At 65.0% G+C, this 18,024-nt stretch carries 20 protein-coding genes; 13 read left to right on the top strand and 7 right to left on the bottom strand.

Annotated elements, in window-relative coordinates:
- Positions 1 to 69: 69 nt before the first annotated feature.
- From leuS to J1C52_RS04610, 4 genes are read left to right on the top strand one after another with little or no spacing between them, the layout of a single operon-like run.
- Positions 70 to 2,634, top strand: coding sequence for a leucine--tRNA ligase (leuS, locus tag J1C52_RS04595; RefSeq protein WP_227426751.1), 2,565 nt, complete (start codon positions 70 to 72; stop codon positions 2,632 to 2,634).
- Positions 2,621 to 3,100 (top strand): LPS assembly lipoprotein LptE, encoded by a 480-nt coding sequence (gene lptE, locus J1C52_RS04600; RefSeq protein WP_227426752.1) that lies wholly within the window; start codon positions 2,621 to 2,623, stop codon positions 3,098 to 3,100. Before leuS ends, lptE begins: the two co-directional genes overlap by 14 nt.
- Positions 3,097 to 4,119 carry a DNA polymerase III subunit delta gene (gene holA / locus J1C52_RS04605; RefSeq protein ID WP_227426753.1) on the top strand — a complete coding sequence of 341 codons (1,023 nt, stop codon included), beginning with the start codon at positions 3,097 to 3,099 and terminating at the stop codon, positions 4,117 to 4,119. The genes lptE and holA overlap by 4 nt, the downstream gene beginning before the upstream one ends.
- Before the next feature lie 10 nt (positions 4,120 to 4,129).
- Positions 4,130 to 4,723 (top strand): glutathione S-transferase family protein, encoded by a 594-nt coding sequence (locus J1C52_RS04610; protein WP_227426754.1) that lies wholly within the window; start codon positions 4,130 to 4,132, stop codon positions 4,721 to 4,723.
- Here the strand turns inward: J1C52_RS04610 and J1C52_RS04615 are convergent.
- The 3 genes from J1C52_RS04615 to J1C52_RS04625 are packed head-to-tail and all read right to left on the bottom strand — an operon-like array spanning position 4,720 to position 7,772.
- The gene (locus tag J1C52_RS04615) at positions 4,720 to 5,760 is read right to left on the bottom strand and encodes an ABC transporter substrate-binding protein (protein ID WP_227426755.1); all 1,041 of its coding nucleotides are present in this window, start codon (positions 5,758 to 5,760) and stop codon (positions 4,720 to 4,722) included. The two genes, J1C52_RS04610 and J1C52_RS04615, sit on opposite strands and share 4 nt — an antisense overlap.
- Positions 5,730 to 7,097: a sensor histidine kinase gene (locus tag J1C52_RS04620; RefSeq protein WP_227426756.1), complete on the bottom strand. Its 1,368-nt coding sequence runs from the start codon at positions 7,095 to 7,097 to the stop codon at positions 5,730 to 5,732. Before J1C52_RS04620 ends, J1C52_RS04615 begins: the two co-directional genes overlap by 31 nt.
- Positions 7,098 to 7,103: 6 nt before the next feature.
- A complete protein-coding gene (locus J1C52_RS04625; RefSeq protein WP_227426757.1) occupies positions 7,104 to 7,772 on the bottom strand; it encodes a response regulator transcription factor in 669 nt (222 codons plus the stop codon).
- A 120-nt stretch (positions 7,773 to 7,892) separates the two neighbouring features.
- On the opposite strand from J1C52_RS04625, the gene J1C52_RS04630 reads away from it, so the two are divergent.
- The 7 genes from J1C52_RS04630 to msrA all read left to right on the top strand — a co-directional run bounded on the left by J1C52_RS04630 (position 7,893) and on the right by msrA (position 14,708).
- Positions 7,893 to 8,879 (top strand): tripartite tricarboxylate transporter substrate binding protein, encoded by a 987-nt coding sequence (locus tag J1C52_RS04630; RefSeq protein WP_227426758.1) that lies wholly within the window; start codon positions 7,893 to 7,895, stop codon positions 8,877 to 8,879.
- An 86-nt stretch (positions 8,880 to 8,965) separates the two neighbouring features.
- On the top strand, positions 8,966 to 9,454 hold the full coding sequence (locus tag J1C52_RS04635; RefSeq protein ID WP_227426759.1) for a tripartite tricarboxylate transporter TctB family protein: 489 nt from the start codon (positions 8,966 to 8,968) through the stop codon (positions 9,452 to 9,454).
- Positions 9,455 to 9,466: 12 nt separating this feature from the next.
- The gene (locus J1C52_RS04640; RefSeq protein WP_227426760.1) at positions 9,467 to 10,981 is read left to right on the top strand and encodes a tripartite tricarboxylate transporter permease; all 1,515 of its coding nucleotides are present in this window, start codon (positions 9,467 to 9,469) and stop codon (positions 10,979 to 10,981) included.
- Positions 10,971 to 12,167 (top strand): CaiB/BaiF CoA transferase family protein, encoded by a 1,197-nt coding sequence (locus tag J1C52_RS04645; RefSeq protein ID WP_227426761.1) that lies wholly within the window; start codon positions 10,971 to 10,973, stop codon positions 12,165 to 12,167. Before J1C52_RS04640 ends, J1C52_RS04645 begins: the two co-directional genes overlap by 11 nt.
- Positions 12,164 to 12,946 (top strand): citryl-CoA lyase, encoded by a 783-nt coding sequence (locus tag J1C52_RS04650; RefSeq protein ID WP_227426762.1) that lies wholly within the window; start codon positions 12,164 to 12,166, stop codon positions 12,944 to 12,946. The genes J1C52_RS04645 and J1C52_RS04650 overlap by 4 nt, the downstream gene beginning before the upstream one ends.
- Entirely contained in the window at positions 12,930 to 13,949 is a 1,020-nt protein-coding gene (locus J1C52_RS04655) for an AbrB family transcriptional regulator (RefSeq protein WP_227426763.1), read from the top strand. Before J1C52_RS04650 ends, J1C52_RS04655 begins: the two co-directional genes overlap by 17 nt.
- Before the next feature lie 123 nt (positions 13,950 to 14,072).
- Entirely contained in the window at positions 14,073 to 14,708 is a 636-nt protein-coding gene (gene msrA, locus J1C52_RS04660) for a peptide-methionine (S)-S-oxide reductase MsrA (RefSeq protein ID WP_227426764.1), read from the top strand.
- Here msrA and J1C52_RS04665 read toward each other — a convergent pair.
- Both J1C52_RS04665 and J1C52_RS04670 read right to left on the bottom strand, forming a co-directional pair.
- Positions 14,705 to 15,571 carry a PfkB family carbohydrate kinase gene (locus tag J1C52_RS04665; RefSeq protein WP_227426765.1) on the bottom strand — a complete coding sequence of 289 codons (867 nt, stop codon included), beginning with the start codon at positions 15,569 to 15,571 and terminating at the stop codon, positions 14,705 to 14,707. The two genes, msrA and J1C52_RS04665, sit on opposite strands and share 4 nt — an antisense overlap.
- Positions 15,572 to 15,582: 11 nt before the next feature.
- Positions 15,583 to 15,906, bottom strand: coding sequence for a hypothetical protein (locus J1C52_RS04670; protein WP_227426766.1), 324 nt, complete (start codon positions 15,904 to 15,906; stop codon positions 15,583 to 15,585).
- 104 nt (positions 15,907 to 16,010) lie between these two features.
- On the opposite strand from J1C52_RS04670, the gene J1C52_RS04675 reads away from it, so the two are divergent.
- Positions 16,011 to 16,580, top strand: a complete 570-nt coding sequence (locus J1C52_RS04675) for a nitroreductase family protein (RefSeq protein WP_227426767.1) — start codon at positions 16,011 to 16,013, stop codon at positions 16,578 to 16,580.
- Positions 16,577 to 17,278, top strand: coding sequence for an EI24 domain-containing protein (locus J1C52_RS04680; RefSeq protein ID WP_227426768.1), 702 nt, complete (start codon positions 16,577 to 16,579; stop codon positions 17,276 to 17,278). Before J1C52_RS04675 ends, J1C52_RS04680 begins: the two co-directional genes overlap by 4 nt.
- On the opposite strand, the gene J1C52_RS04685 is transcribed toward J1C52_RS04680, so the two are convergent.
- Both J1C52_RS04685 and mce read right to left on the bottom strand, forming a co-directional pair.
- Positions 17,275 to 17,541 carry a DUF1467 family protein gene (locus J1C52_RS04685; protein ID WP_227426769.1) on the bottom strand — a complete coding sequence of 89 codons (267 nt, stop codon included), beginning with the start codon at positions 17,539 to 17,541 and terminating at the stop codon, positions 17,275 to 17,277. The two genes, J1C52_RS04680 and J1C52_RS04685, sit on opposite strands and share 4 nt — an antisense overlap.
- Entirely contained in the window at positions 17,541 to 17,945 is a 405-nt protein-coding gene (gene mce, locus J1C52_RS04690; protein WP_227426770.1) for a methylmalonyl-CoA epimerase, read from the bottom strand. The genes J1C52_RS04685 and mce overlap by 1 nt, the downstream gene beginning before the upstream one ends.
- Positions 17,946 to 18,024 lie beyond the last annotated feature (79 nt).

Raw genomic sequence — 18,024 nt, forward strand, 5'->3', positions numbered from 1 at the left:
CCAACGTAGCGCTACAGATGCCGGGCCGGTCGCGCCCGGCATTTTGCGTTCAGCCCCCAAGGAAGTGACATGTCCCAAGCCCAAGACGCGCGTTACCAGCCGCAAGCGATTGAACAGAAATGGCAAACCGCTTGGGAGCAGGCAGAGGTGTTCACCGCCCGCCGCGACCCCGCGAAGCCGAAATATTACGTGCTGGAGATGTTCCCCTACCCGTCGGGGCGCATTCACATGGGGCATGTGCGCAACTACACGATGGGCGACGTGGTCGCGCGCTACAAGGCGGCACAGGGGTTTTCGGTGCTGCACCCGATGGGCTGGGACGCGTTCGGGATGCCTGCGGAAAACGCCGCGATGGAACAGGGCGGCCACCCCAAGGACTGGACCTATGGCAATATCGCGGTCATGCGCGACCAGATGAAGCCCTTGGGCCTGTCGATCGACTGGTCTCGCGAATTCGCGACCTGCGACCCGGAATATTACGGCCAACAGCAGGCCATGTTCATCGACATGCTGCACGCCGGGCTGGTTTACCGCAAGAACGCGGTCGTGAACTGGGATCCGGTCGATATGACCGTTCTGGCCAATGAACAGGTAATCGACGGCAAGGGCTGGCGGTCAGGCGCGGATGTGGAACGGCGCGAGCTGACGCAATGGTTCTTCAAGATTTCCGACTATTCCGCCGAATTGCTGGAGGCATTGGACGGGCTGAAAGATTGGCCCGAAAAGGTGCGGTTGATGCAGCGCAACTGGATCGGCCAATCGCGCGGCTTGCAGTTTGCGTTCGGCGCGGTGAATGCGCCCGAGGGGTTCGACCGCATCGAAGTCTACACCACACGCCCCGACACGCTGATGGGGGCGTCCTTCGTGGGTATTTCCCCGGATCACCCGCTGGCCAAGCATCTGGAACGGCATAATCCTGACGTGGCGGCCTTTGTCGCCGATTGCCGCAAGATCGGGACGACCGAGGAAGCACTTGAAAAGGCAGAGAAAAAGGGCTTCGACACCGGCATCCGCGTGCGCCATCCGTTCGATGATGCTTGGGAATTGCCGGTCTATATCGCCAATTTCATCCTGATGGATTACGGCACCGGCGCGATTTTCGGCTGCCCGGCACATGACCAGCGCGACCTCGATTTCGCCAACAAATACGGCCTGCCGCACCCGGATGTGTTCTTTGCATTGGACAATGACACGCCGGTCGATGCCACCGCTTTCGTGCCGCCCAAGACCGAAAAGGTCCGCTATGTGCGCGGTTTCGCGGGCGAAGAGGTGCAGACCGGCGCCGATGCCGTGGAAGCCGCCATCGCATTTTGCGAAGCGAATGGCGTGGGCCACGGTGTGACGCAATACCGCCTGCGCGACTGGGGGCTGTCGCGCCAGCGCTATTGGGGCTGCCCGATTCCCGTAGTGCATTGCGATGCTTGCGGCGTGGTGCCGGAGAAGAAGGAAAACCTGCCCATCGCGCTGCCCGATGACGTGTCTTTCGACCAGCCCGGCAACCCGCTGGACCGCCACCCGACTTGGCGCGATTGCGTCTGTCCCAGCTGCGGCGCACCTGCCAAGCGCGAAACCGACACGATGGACACATTCGTCGATTCGTCATGGTATTACGCGCGCTTCACGTCGCCCCGCGCCGACACGCCCACCGACAAGGCGGAAACCGATTACTGGATGAACGTGGACCAGTATATCGGCGGGATCGAGCACGCGATCCTGCACCTGCTCTATTCCCGCTTCTTCGCCCGCGCGATGGTGAAGACCGGGCATCTGCCGGATTCCGCGAAAGAACCGTTCAATGCGCTGTTCACCCAAGGCATGGTGACGCATGAGATTTACATGACCCTCGATGACAAGGGCCGGAAGATCTATCACCTGCCCGAAGACATCGAAGATGGCAAACTGAAAGCCACGGGCGAGGCGGTGACTATCATCCCCTCTGCCAAGATGTCGAAATCTAAGAAAAACGTGGTCGACCCGGTCAATATCATCAACGCGTTCGGGGCCGATACCGCGCGTTGGTTCATGCTGTCCGACTCACCCCCCGAGCGTGACGTGGAATGGACAAGCGCGGGGGCAGAGGCGACCTACAAGCACCTTGGCCGCGTCTGGACGCTCTGCGACAAGATCGCCGCCATGGGTGTGGACCAGCCATCGGACGCCGACACGGACCTTTTGCGCGCCATGCACCACGCGATAGACGCCGTCACGAAAGCGGTGGAAAACTTCGCCTTCAACAAGGCGATTGCAGAACTCTACGCCTTCACCAACACGCTGTCGAAATCGCAAGCCTCGGGCACCGCACAAGTGACCGCGATGAAAACGCTCGCGCAATTGATGGCCCCCATGGTCCCGCATCTGGCCGAAGACATCTGGGAACGCCTTGGCGGCGAAGGGCTGGTCGCCCAAGCGCCGTGGCCCAAGGCCGACCCGGCCATGCTGGTGGCCGATACCGTGACCCTGCCCATCCAGATCAACGGCAAACGGCGGTCAGAGATCACCGTCGCCGCCGATGCCAGCAAGGAAGAGGTTGAAAAACTTGCCCTTGCGGATGATGCTGTGGTCAAGGCGCTGGCGGGCAACCCGCCGCGCAAACTGATCGTGGTGCCGGGGCGGATCGTGAATGTGGTTGTCTGACAGACGGGCTTTCCTATTGGGCGCACTGGCGCTGGCGGGTTGCGGGTTCACCCCCGCCTATGCCCCCGGCGGCGCGGGCGCGGCACTGCGTGGTCAGGTGCGCGCCGATGATCCGACCGATTCGCTGGGCTTCGCCTTTGTCGGGGCGCTGGAAGAGCGGCTGGGCCGGCCCCAAACCGCGCGCTATGCGCTCAGCTACAGCATCACCACCTCGGAACGCGGGGCTGCCAGCATTGTCGGCGTGGGCGAAACCCGCATCGCGCTTCTGGGCAGCATCGACTACTCGCTGACCGATACGGCCACGGGCGCGATCGTCACCTCTGCCAGCCTGCGCAACGTCACGAATTACTCGACCACGTCGAACCAGCTTGCCACCCAACGCGCCCGAGAGGACGCGGCAGAGCGGCTGATGCGCATTCTGGCCGATCAGGTCGCCACGCGCCTGCTGGCCGCCTTGGCGGTATGAAGCTAAGCGCCCGTGACCTTGCCCGCCTGATCGCCAAGCCCGACCCCGCGCTGTCAGGCATCCTGATCTACGGGCCGGACGCCATGCGCGTGGCGATGAAACGGCAAGAGTTGATCGCCGCGACAATCGGCCAGCAAGGCGAGGGCGAGATGCGGCTGGAACGCCTGCCCGCCGCCGACCTGAAGCGCGACGCCGCCCAAGTACTGGACGCGGTCAAGGCGCAAGGCTTCTTCCCCGGCCCCCGCGTGGTGCTGCTGGATGGTGTGACCGACCTAGGCACAGAGGCGGTCCAAGCCGCCCTGTCGGAATGGCGACCGGGCGACGCGCAGATCGTGGCGACGGCAGGGCAGCTCAAGGCCAGCTCGAAACTGCGCAAATTGTTCGAAGGCGCGAAATTAGCGGGCGCGGTTGCGATCTATGACGACCCGCCCACCCGCGAAGAGATCGAGGCCGAACTGACCCGCGCGGGCCTGACCCGGATCAGCCCCGACGCCATGCGCGACCTGACCGCGCTGTCGCGCGTGCTGGACCCCGGCGATTTTCGCCAGACGCTTCAGAAAATAGCGCTTTACAAGCATGGCGACACAACGCCCCTGACCCCGCAGGAAGTGGCCGATCTGGCCCCCGCCAGCCACGAGGCCGCGGTTGATGACCTGCTGCACGCCGTGGCAGAGGGGCAAGCCGACCAGATCGGCCCGCTGATGGTGCGGCTGCACGCGCAAGGGGTGGCCGCCGTCACGCTGGCCATCATGGCCATGCGCCATTTCCGCAGCCTGCACGCCATGAATTGCGACCCCGGCGGTCCCTCGGCGGGTATTCAGCGCATGAAGCCACCCATTTTCGGTCCGCGCCGCGACCGGATGCTCAAACAGGCCCAAGGCTGGGGGCTGGCCCGGTCAGAGGCCGCACTCGCAACCCTGACAGAGGCCGATCTGACCTTGCGCTCGTCCTCCAACGCGCCCAGCATGGCAGTCATGGAACGCGCGCTGATCCGGCTGGCGATGATGGCGCGCCGCTAAAGGAGAAGCGATGTATACCGTCATTGGCAAGGCCAACAGCCGCGCAACCCGCGTATTGTGGATGATGGAAGAACTGGGGCTGGCCTATGACCACGTCCCCGCCGCGCCACGTTCGGAAGGGGTGGTCAGCTTCAACCCGGCGGGCAAGGTGCCGGTCCTGATCGAGGATGGCACGCCGATCACCGATTCGACCGCGATCATCCAGTATCTGGCCGACAAACACGGCGCGCTGACCTATCCGGCGGGCACGCTCGACCGCGCGCGCCAGGACAGCCTGACGCAATTCTTGCTCGATGAATTCGACGCAGCACTGTGGATGGCCGCGCGCCATTCCTTCATCCTGCCCGAAGAGCTGCGCCAATCCGCGATCAAGCAATCGCTGATCTGGGAGTTCACCAACAGCCAGAAAACGCTGGTCCACCGCATGGGCGAAGGGCCGTTCCTGATGGGCGCGAAAATGACCGTGCCCGACATCATCCTGACCCATTGCGGCCAATGGGCCCGGATTGCGAAATTCCCCGTGCAGGAAGAGAAGCTGACCACCTACCTCGAACGCATGTTCGCCCGGCCCGCGCTGCAAAAGGTGATGGCGATGCTGGGCTAGCGCGCCACTTCGCCCTGTTCCAGTGCATTGCCCCATTCGGCCAGAAAGGCCCGCCGGTTGAGTGGGTCCAGATAGGTCAGAAGTGCGGGACCAAGCCGGATGGGGGCCAGCCCCGTGGCCTGTTCCGCGTCCGACAGGCCCAAGGGCGGCAGGGGCCAATCGCCGGGCGCGTCGCGCAGCGCCAACCCCGCCAGCATGTCGATCATCGCGCCAGCGGCGGCGCGGTTTTCAGCCCCTTTCAGCATGAAGACGGTGCGCAGCATGGCATTGGCGAAATCCTGCATCCGCAAGATCTGCACCCGCCCGTCGGACCCGCGCGCCAGTTCTTCGGCGGCGTAACTGCCCAGCACGTTATAGGCCAAGGCCAGACGGCCATCGGCCACGTCCTCGATCATCTGGGCGGAACAACAGTAAAGCTTCGGCTCCAGCCTCCCCAGCACCTCGTTCAGGCGCCAGAAGGCGTCGGTCGAGCGGTCCTCTTGCGTGGCGAACAGATACCCCAGCCCACTGTCGCGCACATCATAAGTGCCGATCGCCCCCATGAACCGTTCGGGATGTTCGCGCAGCAGGGTAATCAGCTCTTGCCGTGTTGCGGGCAGGGGCAGGCCCGCGAAACGCGCGCTGTTGATGACCACGACAGCGGGTTCGGTGGTGAAGGCAAAGATCAGGTCACGCCAGCGCGCCCAATCGGGCAAGGCCAGCACCGCATCGGATGTGTAGCGCCCCGCAAAGCCATCATTGACCAGTTGAAACTGCAAATCCATCGCAGAGGACATGACAAGGTCGGCCTGCGCGCCCTCGCGCACCGCCCGGTGCAGCGTGGCAGAGGACATGACGGTGTAATCCACGCCAATCTCGGGGTTCTGGCGCTGGAATTGGCGAATATAGGGCTCGAACACCGACAAATCCGTGGTCGAGAGCACACGCAGAAGCTGCGGGCCAGTGCCGGGAAAGACCCGGTGATCCTCTATCTCTTGGGCCAGAAGCGGCGCGGCGAGCGCCAACATCAGGCCAAGGGCAAGACCAACAAGACGCATGTGCCGCTCCGATCCTCTCTGTTGCGCAAATCCAGCCGCCCGCCATGGGCGCGCAGAACCTCTGCCGCGATGGTCAGGCCAAGACCCGACCCGACGATGCCCCCGGTATTCGCCCCGCGCCGGAACCGTTCGGTCAGCGCATCGGGCGGATCATCGCCAAAGCCCGGCCCCTCGTCACGCACCGACAGAATGGCGTCGCCGTTGCGCTGGCGCACGCCGATGGCGATGACGGTGTCTTCGGGCGAATACTTGATCGCGTTATCCAGCACGTTGCGAATGGCATTGTCCAGCAGCACCGCGTCGCCCCGCACAGGGGCCGATTGCAGGTCAAGCGTGAACTGGATGTCCCGCATCGCGGCGGTGGGCGTGACCGACTCGACACTGCGTCTGGCCAGTTCGGACAGATCCAGCGCATCGCGCGCCAGATCCTCGACCCGGTAGGCAACGGTTGCGTAATCCAGCAATTGCCCGGCAGAACGCGCGCTTTCATCGACCGCGCGGATGATCCGGCGCAACTGTTCCTTCTCGGCCGGGGTGCCACCGCCACGCAGCGCGATCTCGGCCTGTGTGCGCACCGTGGCCAAGGGCGTGCGCACGCGGTGCGCAGCTTCGGCGATGAAATCTTCCGACCGCCGCACCGACAGGCGCAGCCGGTCCATCAGCCGGTTCAGCGCGCTTAGAAGGGGCGCAAGATCGGCGGGCGCGGGGCGCGACAAGGGGCGCAAATCGGCCGGGCCACGGCGAGAGACGGAATCGGCAATCTGGTTCAAGGGCCGCAGCGACATGCGCGCGGCCACCGCCGACAGGCCCACCGCCACGAAGAAGAACGCAATCGCAAGCACCCCTGCCAGCCAAGACAGGTCCGATGCCACGCTTTGCACCCCGTTTCGCGTCTGCGCAACCGTGACGGTCACGGCCACGGGGTCCGCCCCCGCCCCCACCAGCCGCGTGACGGATGCCATGCGCACCGCCTCTCCGCTGAATTGGCCGGTGTCGAACACGATCTGTCCGACCGGGCCGGGGCTGGGAGGCGGCAGGTCGGCGTAACCCGTCAGCTCGCGCCCGCCTGCCGTGACCCGGTAGAACACCCGGTCCTCGCTGATCGCGCCCAGCATGGCGAAGGCCGCATAGGGCAATTCCAGCCGTATTTCGCCCTGCTCGCTGCGCAATGTCTCGGCAATGGTGGTGGTCGAGGCCGCCAGAACATTGTCTTGCGTGCGCGCGGCTGCCTCTGTGGCAAGGCTGCTGACCATGCCCCAACTGAGCAATGAGAGCAGCGCCGCCACCCCGGCCAGAAGCAGGGTCAGCCGTTGCCCAATGGACGCGGTCAGCCGCATGACGCCCTACGCCTCATCGGCTTCCATCCGGTAGCCCAGGCCGCGCACGGTCTCTATCCGCAGGCCCATCCCGTCAATCCGGCGGCGCAGGCGTCCGACATAGACCTCGATGGCGTTCACCGTCACCTCGGCATCGTAGGAAAACAGGTGGTCCATGACCTGCGTTTTCGACAGGATTTGCCCTTGGTGCCGGGCAAAGACCTCTAGCAGGCGAATCTCTCTGTTGCGCAGGTCCAGCGTGACATCGCCATGTTGCAAGGTGCCCGCCAGCGGGTCGAACAGCGCAGCGCCCAGGCTGATCTGGTTACGCGCCGACCCGCCCCTGCGGCGCAGCACGGCGCGGCAGCGGGCTTCCAGCTCGGAAAAGTCGAACGGCTTGGTGATGTAGTCATCCGCGCCCTGATCCAGCGCGCCCACCCGGTCCGACACCTGCGCGCGTGCCGTCAGCACGATAACCGGGGTTTCCAGATGCGCCCGCTTGCGCGCCAGAAACGCGCGCCCGTCGCCATCGGGCAACATGACATCCAGCAGGATCAGGTCGTAGCTGGCGGCGGCAAGGCAATCCTCGGCCTCTGCCAAGGTCGCGGCATGGTCTATCGCATGGCCATCCAGCGCCAGGCGCTTGACCACGGCATCGGCCAGTTCGGCATTATCTTCGACCAGCAGGTAGCGCATCCCCTCCCCCCAAGGTTTTGATATCGCGCGCGTGAGCGGTGTCAGGCTTCTGTCAGCTTCATGTGGTTTGCAACAGACCATGGGCGGTGGAGGACCGCCTGTCAAACGGGAGGAAGACCTATGAACACCTTTGGGTGGACCCGCCGCGCGCTGATCGCTGCGGCAACCGCAACCGTGGCCCTTGGCGGCGCTGTGCAAGCGCAGGCCGAGCAGATGATGGAGTCGGTGCATTTCCTGATCCCCGGCGGCGCAGGCGGCGGCTGGGACGGCACCGCGCGCGGCACGGGCGAGGCGCTGGTGAATGCCGGTCTGGTCGGCAACGCAACCTATGAAAACCTGTCGGGCGGCGGCGGCGGCGTGGCCATCGCGAACCTGATCGAGAACGCGGCCTCCAGCCATGGCACGCTGATGGTGAACTCTACCCCCATCGTGATTCGCGCGCTGACGGGCGAGATTGCCCAAAGCTTCCGCGACCTGACCATGGTGGCCGGGACCGTCGGCGACTACGCGGCGCTTGTCGTGACCGCCGACAGCCCGCTGCAAAGCATGGAAGACGCGCTGGCCAGCTACCGCGAAGCACCGATGGATTTCGCAATCGGCGGCGGGTCGGTTCCCGGCGGCATGGACCACCTTGTGGCCGCCATCGTCATGCAGGGCGCGGGCGAAGACCCGACCGCCTTCAACTATATCGGCTATGACGCGGGCGGCGAGGCCATGGCGGGCCTTCTGTCGGGCGAGATCGACGCGCTCTCGACCGGGTTTTCCGAAGCCATTGCGCTGGCCGAACAGGGCGAAGTGCGCATCCTTGGCGTGACAGCCCCCGAACGCGTGCCCGCCTATGACGCGGCCCCCACCTTTGCCGAGCAGGGGATCGACGCGCAATTCGTCAACTGGCGCGGCTTCTTCGCCGCTCCGGGCCTGCCGGCAGAGCAGCTGACCGCCTATCAGGACATGCTCGCCACCATGATGGAAACTCCGGAATGGGAAGCCGTCCGCGCCCGTATGGGTCTGGTCAACATCTACCGCCCCGGCGACGAGTTCACGGCCTTCCTTGAAGCACAGGAAAAGCAGTTGGGCGACCTGATGCGCGAGCTGGGCTTCCTCTGATCCCGGATCGCACGCAGCGGCTGGCCCGCGCCTGACACCGGGCCAGCCGCACATCCTTTTCAGACCACCGACAAGGGGGGCACCCGATGGCGCTCGATCGCTGGATCGCGCTTGGCTTCATCGCGCTGGTTTGCGTGTATGGCTACGCGGCATTCTTCACCATGGACGACAGCCTGCCGCCGATCCTTCGGCGCAATCCCATCTGGCCGTCGACCTTCCCCAAGATCCTGACCATTCTGGGGTTGATCGTCGGGCTGATCGTGCTGTTCACGCCCAAACCCGCGGCGGACAAGCCCGCCAAGGACGGCGCAATCGACCTGACACGGCTGGGCGATTACCATATCGGGCAAGCGATCGCGCTTCTGGTTCTGATGGTGGTCTATGCCCTGACATTGCGGCCCCTTGGCTTTGTCGGCGCGACCATAGGCTTTCTGGTCATCGGGTCCGTGCTGCTGGGCGAGCGGCGCTTTCACATCCTGCTGCCGGTCGCGGGCATTGCCGTCGGCTCCATCTGGTATCTGGTACAAGAGGTGTTGGGAATCTTCCTGCGCCCTTGGCCCGCCATGTTCATGTAAGGGGCACGCGTCATGCTTGAAGGTTTGCTGATCGGCCTGACTTCTGCCATTTCCCCGTTCAACCTGATGATGGTCGTCGTGGGTTGCCTGATCGGCACCCTGATCGGCATGTTGCCGGGGCTGGGGCCGATGTCCATCATCGCCATCATGATCCCCGTCGCCATCGGCATCGGCGACCCCACGGCGGCGCTGATCCTGCTGTCGGGCGTCTATTACGGCGCGATCTTCGGCGGGTCTACCAGTTCCATCCTGCTGAACGCGCCCGGCGTGGCGGGGACGGTGGCCAGCTCATTTGACGGCTACCCCATGGCGCGCAAGGGACAGGCGGGCAAGGCGCTGACCATCGCCGCCATCGCCAGTTTCGCGGGCGGCACCATCGGCGCGATCCTCTTGATGATCTTCGCACCTGCACTGTCCTCGGTCGCGCTATTGTTCCATTCGGCCGAATATTTCGCACTGATGGTCGTGGGCTTGTCGGCCATCGCGGCCTTCGCGGGCACGGGGCAAGTGGCCAAGGCACTGATGATGACCATTCTGGGCCTGATCCTTGGCACCGTGGGCGAAGGTGCCTTGTCGAACATGCCGCGCTTCACCTTCGGGATGATGGAACTGCAATCGGGCTTTTCCTTCATCACGCTGGCCATGGCCATGTTCGCCCTGCCCGAAGCACTGTTTCTGGTCATGAACCCGTCGCGCGCGGCCACCGGCGACAGCGGCAAGATCGAGAACCTGCGCATCACCCGCGACGAGGCGAAATCCATCGCCCCCGTGATCGGGCGGCAATCGCTGCAAGGCTTCTTCATCGGGGTGCTGCCGGGCGCGGGCGCGACCATCGCCAGTTTCTTGGGCTACGCGGTCGAACGCAACATCGCCAAGGGCAAAGAGCAGGAAGAATTCGGCAAAGGGTCCATCAAGGGGCTGGCCGCGCCAGAGACCGCCAATAACGCGGCCTGCACCGGGTCTTTCGTGCCGCTGCTGACGCTGGGCATTCCCGGATCTGGCACCACCGCCATTCTGCTGGGCGCGCTTCTGGCGCTGAACGTCACGCCGGGGCCACGGCTGATGACCGACACGCCCGACGTGTTCTGGGCGGTCATCATCTCGATGTATATCGGCAACCTTGTTCTGCTGATCCTGAACCTGCCGCTGATCCCTTACATCGCGAAAATCCTGACCATTCCGCGCACCTTCCTGATCCCCTTCATCCTGTTCTTCACGCTGATGGGCAGCTATCTGGGGCAGAACAATTCCACCGAATTGCTGATCCTCGTCGGCTTCGGCGTGGTCGCCACCATCCTGCGCTTTGCCGACTTCCCGCTGGCACCGCTGCTGATCGGGTTCATCCTTGGCACCATGCTGGAAGACAATTTCGCCCGAGCGATGCAGCTTTATCGCGGCTTCGGCTTTATCCTCGAACGCCCGATGACACTGGGTCTGCTGGTGCTGGCGCTGGTTCTGGTGCTTTTGCCCAGCTATCGTGGCTACCGCGCCCGCAAACGCGCCGAAGGGGTGGCCGATGGCGACTGACCCGCTGGCAGGCATCACGGTTCTGGACCTGACGAATGTTCTGGCCGGACCCTTTGCCTGCCACCAGCTTGCCTATCTGGGGGCCGATGTCATCAAGGTCGAAGCCGTGGGGCGCGGCGATCTGGCCCGCAACCTTGGTGCCGACCCGGAGCTTTCAGCGCGCGGCATGGGCATCAGCTTTCTGGCGCAGAACGCGGGCAAACGCTCGCTGACGCTGAACCTGAAAGACCCGCGCGGAAAGGATGCGCTGCGCCGCCTTGTGGCCCGTGCCGATGTGCTGGTCGAGAACTTCCGCCCCGGTGTCATGGACCGGCTGGGGCTGGGGTATGAGGCGCTGAAGGCCGAAAACCCGCAACTGATCTATTGCGCGATCTCGGGCTTTGGCCAGACCGGGCCATGGGCCGCACGGCCCGCCTATGACCAGATCGTGCAAGGCGCGTCGGGCGTCATGTCGGTCACGGGCGACGCGGATGGCAGCCCCACCCGCGTGGGCTATCCGCTGGCTGACACCGTAGGCGGGCTGACCGCCGCCATGGCCATTTGCGCGGCCCTGAACGCGTCACCCCGTGGGGCCTTCATTGACGTGCCCATGGTCGATGCCGTTCTGGCCACCATGGGTTGGGTCGTGTCGAACCACCTGATCGGCGGCGTTGCGCCAGAACGGCAAGGCAACGAGAACCCGACCTCTGCACCCTCTGGCAGCTTTCAATGCGCCGATGGGCTGCTGAACATCGCCGCCAACAAGGACGAGCAATGGCAGTTGCTGGCCCGCCATCTGGGCCGCGACGACCTGCTGACCAATCCCGATTTCGCCACGCGCGAGGACCGCAAACGCAACCGCCTGCGCCTGCGCGCCGAATTGGAAACCGTGCTGACCACCCGCCCCGCCGAGGCATGGGCAGATGAGCTGAACGCCATCGGCGTGCCTGCGGGCGCGGTCATGTCCGTGCCCGATATTCTGGCGCATCCGCAGATCAAAAGCCGCGACCTGCTGGCGCGCTTCAATGGCACTCCCGGCGTGGATCGCCCGATCGACGTCATGCGCATCGGCGCGCTGATCGACGGCGCGCGCCCGTCCGTCGCCACCCCGCCGCCTGCCTTGGGTGCCGATAGCGACGCGATTCTGCGCGATCTGGGCTATAGCAGCGACGACATCGCAACCCTGCGGACAGAGGGCGTGACATGACGGACGGCAAGGACGTAGCCGATTGGTGGCGCACCGCGATCATCGACATGGAACCGGGGCGCATTCACCTGCGCGGCCACCCGGTGCAAGACCTGATCGGCACCACCGGCTTTGCCGAAATGATCTGGCTGATGGTCATGGGCGAGCAGATAACCGGGCCGCGCGCTAGCCTGTTCGAAGCGGCCCTTGTCGCCGCCGTGGACCATGGCCCGCAAGCCCCTTCCATCGCCGCCGCGCGCATGGCCGCGACCTGTGGCGTGGGGCTGCAATCGGCCATGGCCACGGGGCTGAACATGCTGGGCGATGTGCATGGCGGTGCGGGCGAACAGGCAGTCGCGCTTTACCAAGTGGCGCTTGATGCGGGGACAGACAGCCTGCCCCAAACGCTCGACACGTGGCGCACCGCACATGGCCGCTACCTGCCGGGCTTCGGCCACCGCTTTCACAAACCCGTGGACCCGCGCGCGCCGCGCCTTTTGGCGCTGGTCGATGACGCGTCAGGGCAAGGCGCGGTCAGCGGCGATTACGCCCGCATCGCCCGCGCAATCGAGGCCCATCTGGCCCGCGAACGCGGCAAACCCGTGCCGATGAATATCGACGGGGCCACGGCCGTGATCTATGCCGAACTGGGGTGCCCTGCCCCCTTGGCGCGCGGGTTCTTCGGCCTGTCGCGCAGCGTGGGCCTGCTGGCCCATGCGTGGGAGCAGACCCAACAAGGCGGGCGCAACAAGGGGCCAACGCCCCCCGCCTACAGGTGGACCTATGACGCTGGCGAATAACCCCGCGCTGCAAGCCGCGCTGACACTTGCCATCGGGGCGGCGGGCGCGGCGCTGTTCTGGGCCATCGGCTTTCCGGCCTATGTGCTGACCGGCCCCGCCGCTGCCGTCTCTGCCGCCACGCTTGCAGGCCTGCCCACGCATATCCCGACCCTGCTCCGCGACACGGTTTTCGTGGTCATCGGCCTGTCCATCGGCAGCACCGTCACGCCAGAGGTGATTGCGACCGCGCTGGCATGGCCCGTGTCGCTGCTTGTCCTGATGGTCACGCTCGTGGGGATCGTCTTTGCCGCGCGCGCCGTTCTGGTCGCGGTGTTTCACGATAGTCGGACCACGGCCACACTGGCCGCGATGCCGGGCCATCTCAGCTTCGTGCTGGCACTGTCCACCCAGATGCAGGCCGATGTGCCGCGCATCGCGCTTGTCCAGACGGTGCGCGTGCTGCTGCTGACGCTGCTTGTGCCGGTGCTGATCGTGCTGTGGGGGGTCGAGGGCACAAGCCAGCTTGCGCAGTCGGGCCAGATACGGCCCATGTCGCTGCTTGTCCTGTTTCCGCTTGCGATTGGCCTTGGGCTGATCCTGCAACGCCTGCGCATCCCGGCGCATCTGCTGATCGGGGCGATGGTGGTGTCGGCCATCGGACATGGCAGCGGCCTGACACCGGGCATCATGCCGCAAGCGCTGATGATGGTCGCCTTCATCTGCATGGGGTCGCTGATCGGCACACGGTTTCGCGGCTTTGCTCGGCGCGCGCTGCCGGGCGCACTTCTGGCCGGAACGGTCACGACTCTGATCGCCTGCGCCATCGCCGCCATCGGCGCGCTGATCGCCGCACAACTGGTGGACCTGCCAGCCGCCGCGCTGCTGCTGGCCTTCGCACCGGGCGGGGTAGAGATCATGGCGGCGCTGGCGATAGAAACGGGGCTGGAACCCGCCCTCGTGGCCGCGCATCATGTGTTCCGCCTGTTCGCGCTGGGCGCGATCATCCCGTTTCTGGTGCGCTAGAACGGCTAGGCGCATGGTATCGGCCCTTGGCGAAGTCACACCATCGTGACAGCGCGTTTGAAACATATTCCGCGTCTCGCGCGTAAGATGACGTAACACGCAATCAAACCCGGAGGCCAAGACATGCGCCTGACAACGCTTTTCGCCACGCTCTTCGCGGCGTTCTTCACCGCCCTGCCCGCCGTTGCGCAAACCCAGACCGCGCTGGTCGCGGGGGGCTGTTTCTGGTGCGTCGAGGCGGATTTCCGCCGTGTCGAGGGTGTGACCGAAGTGCGCGTTGGCTTTGCCGGCGGCAGCCAGCCGAACCCTGCATATGAGGATGTAGCGCGCGGGCGCACCGACCATCTGGAGGTGACGCAGATCACCTTTGACGCAAGCCGGATAAGCTACCGTCAGGTACTGGACCTGTTCCTGCGTTCGATCGACCCCTATGATGCGGGCGGTCAGTTCTGTGACCGGGGCCACCAGTATTCCACCGCCATCTTCGCCACGCCGGAACAACAGCCCATCGCACAAGCTGCCATCGCGGCGGCAGAGGCGGAACTGGGCAAATCTATTGTCACGCCCGTGCGCGATATGGCCCCGTTCTACGAGGCCGAGGATTACCACCAGAACTATGCCAATAGCGACGAACGCACGCTCACGCGCTTTGGCTGGATCCCGCGCAAGGACGCCTACAAGAACTACCGCGAGGCCTGTGGCCGCGACGCCCAAGTGCGCCGCATCTGGGGCAGCGACGCGCCTTTCGTCGGCGGTTAACCGGCTAAAGCCGCATCAATCTCGGCACGGCTGGGCATGGCCCCCGCCGTGCCCTTGCGCCCCACCTGTAGCCCTGCGGCAGCGGCGGCAAAGCGCATCGCGTCTTGCGGAAGCATCACCTCGTCCAGCGCGGCAGCCAGCGCGCCGGTGAAGCAGTCGCCCGCGCCCGTGGTATCGACGACCTGCGCGGCCATGGCGGGCACATGTATCTCTGGCGTGCCGCGCGCGTGCCAGCTTGCGCCGTCGGCCCCCTTGGTCACGATCACGGTTTCCACAGGCAAATCCTCGAACGGCACGCCAAGGCTGTCTTGCAACTGCTGCGCCTCGACCGCGTTCAGGATCAGCATATTGGTGAAGGGCAGCACGGCGGCGGCAGCCTTGGCATCGAAGGGGGCGGCGGAATAGATCACCTCCATCCCCAGCCCCATCGCGTGTTCGGCCATCTCGGCCACATGGGCGGTTTCGTTCTGGATCAGCAGCAGATCGCCGATCTCTGCCCCGTCAAGCGCGGCCTTGGCCGCGTCCAGATCCAGCGCGCGGTTCGCGCCGGGGTGGATGACGATGCTGTTCTCGCCGCCCGGCTCCAGCAGGATGATGGCGTGGCCCGTGGCCTCTGCCACCACCTGCACACCTGCCACGTCAATGCCGAACGCCGCCAGTTGCGATTGCGCCCCGCCCGCGCCCACGGCCCCGATATGGTGCACCACCGCGCCCGCACGCGCCGCCGCCACGGATTGGTTCGCGCCCTTGCCGCCCAGTTCAACCCGGTAGCTGTCGGCGGCGAGTGTTTCACCCGGCGCAAGGCGATGGGGCAGCGCGTAGATATGATCCTGATTGATGGACCCGTAGCAATAAATGGTCATCGCGCCATCCCTTATGAACAGACTTGCCCTTGTGCCCGCAGCCGCGCCTCTTCCGTGCGCAAGAGGGCGAGCGCTGCGCGCTCTGCATCCGCATCCACCGCGACACGCTGCGCTGAACGCGGCTGTTGCACATGGTCGGTGCACAGCAATTCCGGAGAGCCACACCACCGCACCAATGTCTTGCCCTCTTGCGCGGGCACCACCCGGTAGCCGCGCGCCAGCGCCGTTTCACGTTCTGCGATTTCCGCCATGACCTCGCCCAGCCGTCCGTCACACAGCGGCGGCGTGGCGCATGCGGCCAGAAGCAAAACAAATCCCAAGGCTATCCGTTTCATTCCCGCCTCTTAGCATATCCGGGCAGCAGGGGCATAAAAATCCGCCAGCCCTTTTTTCCTGCCCCTATCGGGCATACATCACCCCCAACCGTCAAGGAGTGCCCATGCCCGATACGACCAATCCCGTGCTGGAGTTTCTGCTGACCCGCCGGTCGCGCCCGGCCAAGATGCTGCGCGCCCCCGCGCCGGACCGCGAAACGCTCGAAACCTTGCTGCAAGCCGCAGCCCGCGTGCCCGACCATGGCAAGCTGGAACCGTGGCGCTTTATCGTGTTGCAACAACCGGCAGGCAACCGCGTGGCGCAGCAAATCATGGACTATGCTGCCGAGCATGGACTGGACGGCGAAAAGCCCGCCCGTGCCTTTCTGGACAGCCCGCTTTGCGTGGCCGTCATCGCCAGCCCCAAACCGTCCGAAAAGATCCCGCCAATCGAGCAAACCCTCTCTGCCGGGGCGGTGTGCCTTGCCTTGGTGAATGCCGCTTTGGCCACGGGTTGGGGCGCAAGCTGGCTGTCGGGCTGGCCCGCGCATGACGCACGCCTGATGCACTCCATCCTTGGTATTTCGCCGCAGGAATGGGTCGCGGGCTTTGTTCATATCGGGACGACCGATGTCACCCCGGCCGACCGCCCGCGCCCCGATCTGGCCAGCATCACCGAATGGGTGTCGGAATGATATTGTCGGCCTATGCCCATGCCATAGGGCAGTTGCGCGACCCGGCCTTTCGCCGCGTCATCTGGTTCGGGCTGGCGCTGGCGGTGGCGCTTCTGGTCTTCATGTATGCGCTGCTGTTGCTGGTGGTGCAGCTTTTCGTCCCCGGCACGCTGACCCTGCCCATCGCGGGCGAGGTGTCGGGCCTGCAAACGCTGCTGTCCATCGGGTCGCTCTTCTTCCTGCTGGGGCTGTCGGTGTTCCTGATGGCCCCTGTCGCCTCTGCCTTTACCGGGCTGTTTCTGGAAGATGTGGCCAGCGCCGTCGAGCGCCGCTATTACTCCGGCCTGCCCGCACCCAAACCCGTGCCCCTGTCCACCGCCGCGCTGGATTCGATCCGCTATTTCGGCGTTCTGGTGGGCCTGAACCTGCTGGGAATGGTGGTGTTCGTCTTTTCGGGCGGCTTGGGTTTCGTGGTGTTCTGGGGCATCAACGCCTATCTGCTGTCGCGCGAATATTTCACCATGGTCGCGCTGCGCCGCCACAACGCGGCAGAGGCCCACGCCCTGCGCCGCAAACACAACATTCGCCTGTGGTTCGCGGGGCTGTGGCTGGCGGTGCCGCTGTCCATCCCCTTCGTGAACCTGCTGATGCCGGTCATCGGCTCTGCCGCCTTCACCCATATCTACCACCGGATGCAGGGGCGCAAACCGGGCGGTTAACCGGGACGGGTGACGCTTTCGATCATGTCCATCGTGATGACGCCCGACAAGATGATCCCGGCGATAATCACGAAAGCGCCCGTGGCCCAGACGGTCACGATGCGCGCAGTTTTCCACATCTGCGCGTCTTCGGGGGCCGAGGAATGCGTCCCCGGCACCACGTCGCCCGCCTCGCCCTGCGTGCGGGTGCGCAGGGGCAGCACGATGAACAGGGTCAGGAACCACAGCATCGCATACAGAACGATGGCGGACATGATCGTCATCAGACCTGCTCCAGCTCGACCAGGCAGCCGTTGAAATCCTTGGGGTGCAGGAACAGCACCGGCTTGCCATGCGCGCCGATCTTCGGCTCGCCCGTGCCCAACACGCGCGCGCCCTCGGCCTTCAGCTTGTCGCGGGCGGCAAGGATGTCGTCCACCTCGTAGCAGACATGATGAATGCCGCCCGACGGGTTCTTGTCCAGAAAACCCTGAATGGGGCTGTTTTCGCCCAAGGGGTAGAGCAGTTCGATCTTGGTGTTCGGCAGGGTAATGAACACCACCGTCACGCCATGGTCCGGCTCATCCTGCGGCGCGCCCACATCGGCGCCCAACGTGTTGCGATATTGCGCCGCCGCGGCCTCTAGGTCCGGCACGGCGATGGCGACATGGTTCAAGCGTCCGATCATGGGGTGTCCTCCGTTTCGTCCCATATGGGGCATTGCGGGCACGTCTGGCAAGCCAAACCGGGGCGACCTGTGGCCGCAA

It is taken from the genome of Roseibaca sp. Y0-43 (assembly GCF_020667835.1).
Lineage (GTDB): Bacteria > Pseudomonadota > Alphaproteobacteria > Rhodobacterales > Rhodobacteraceae > Roseinatronobacter.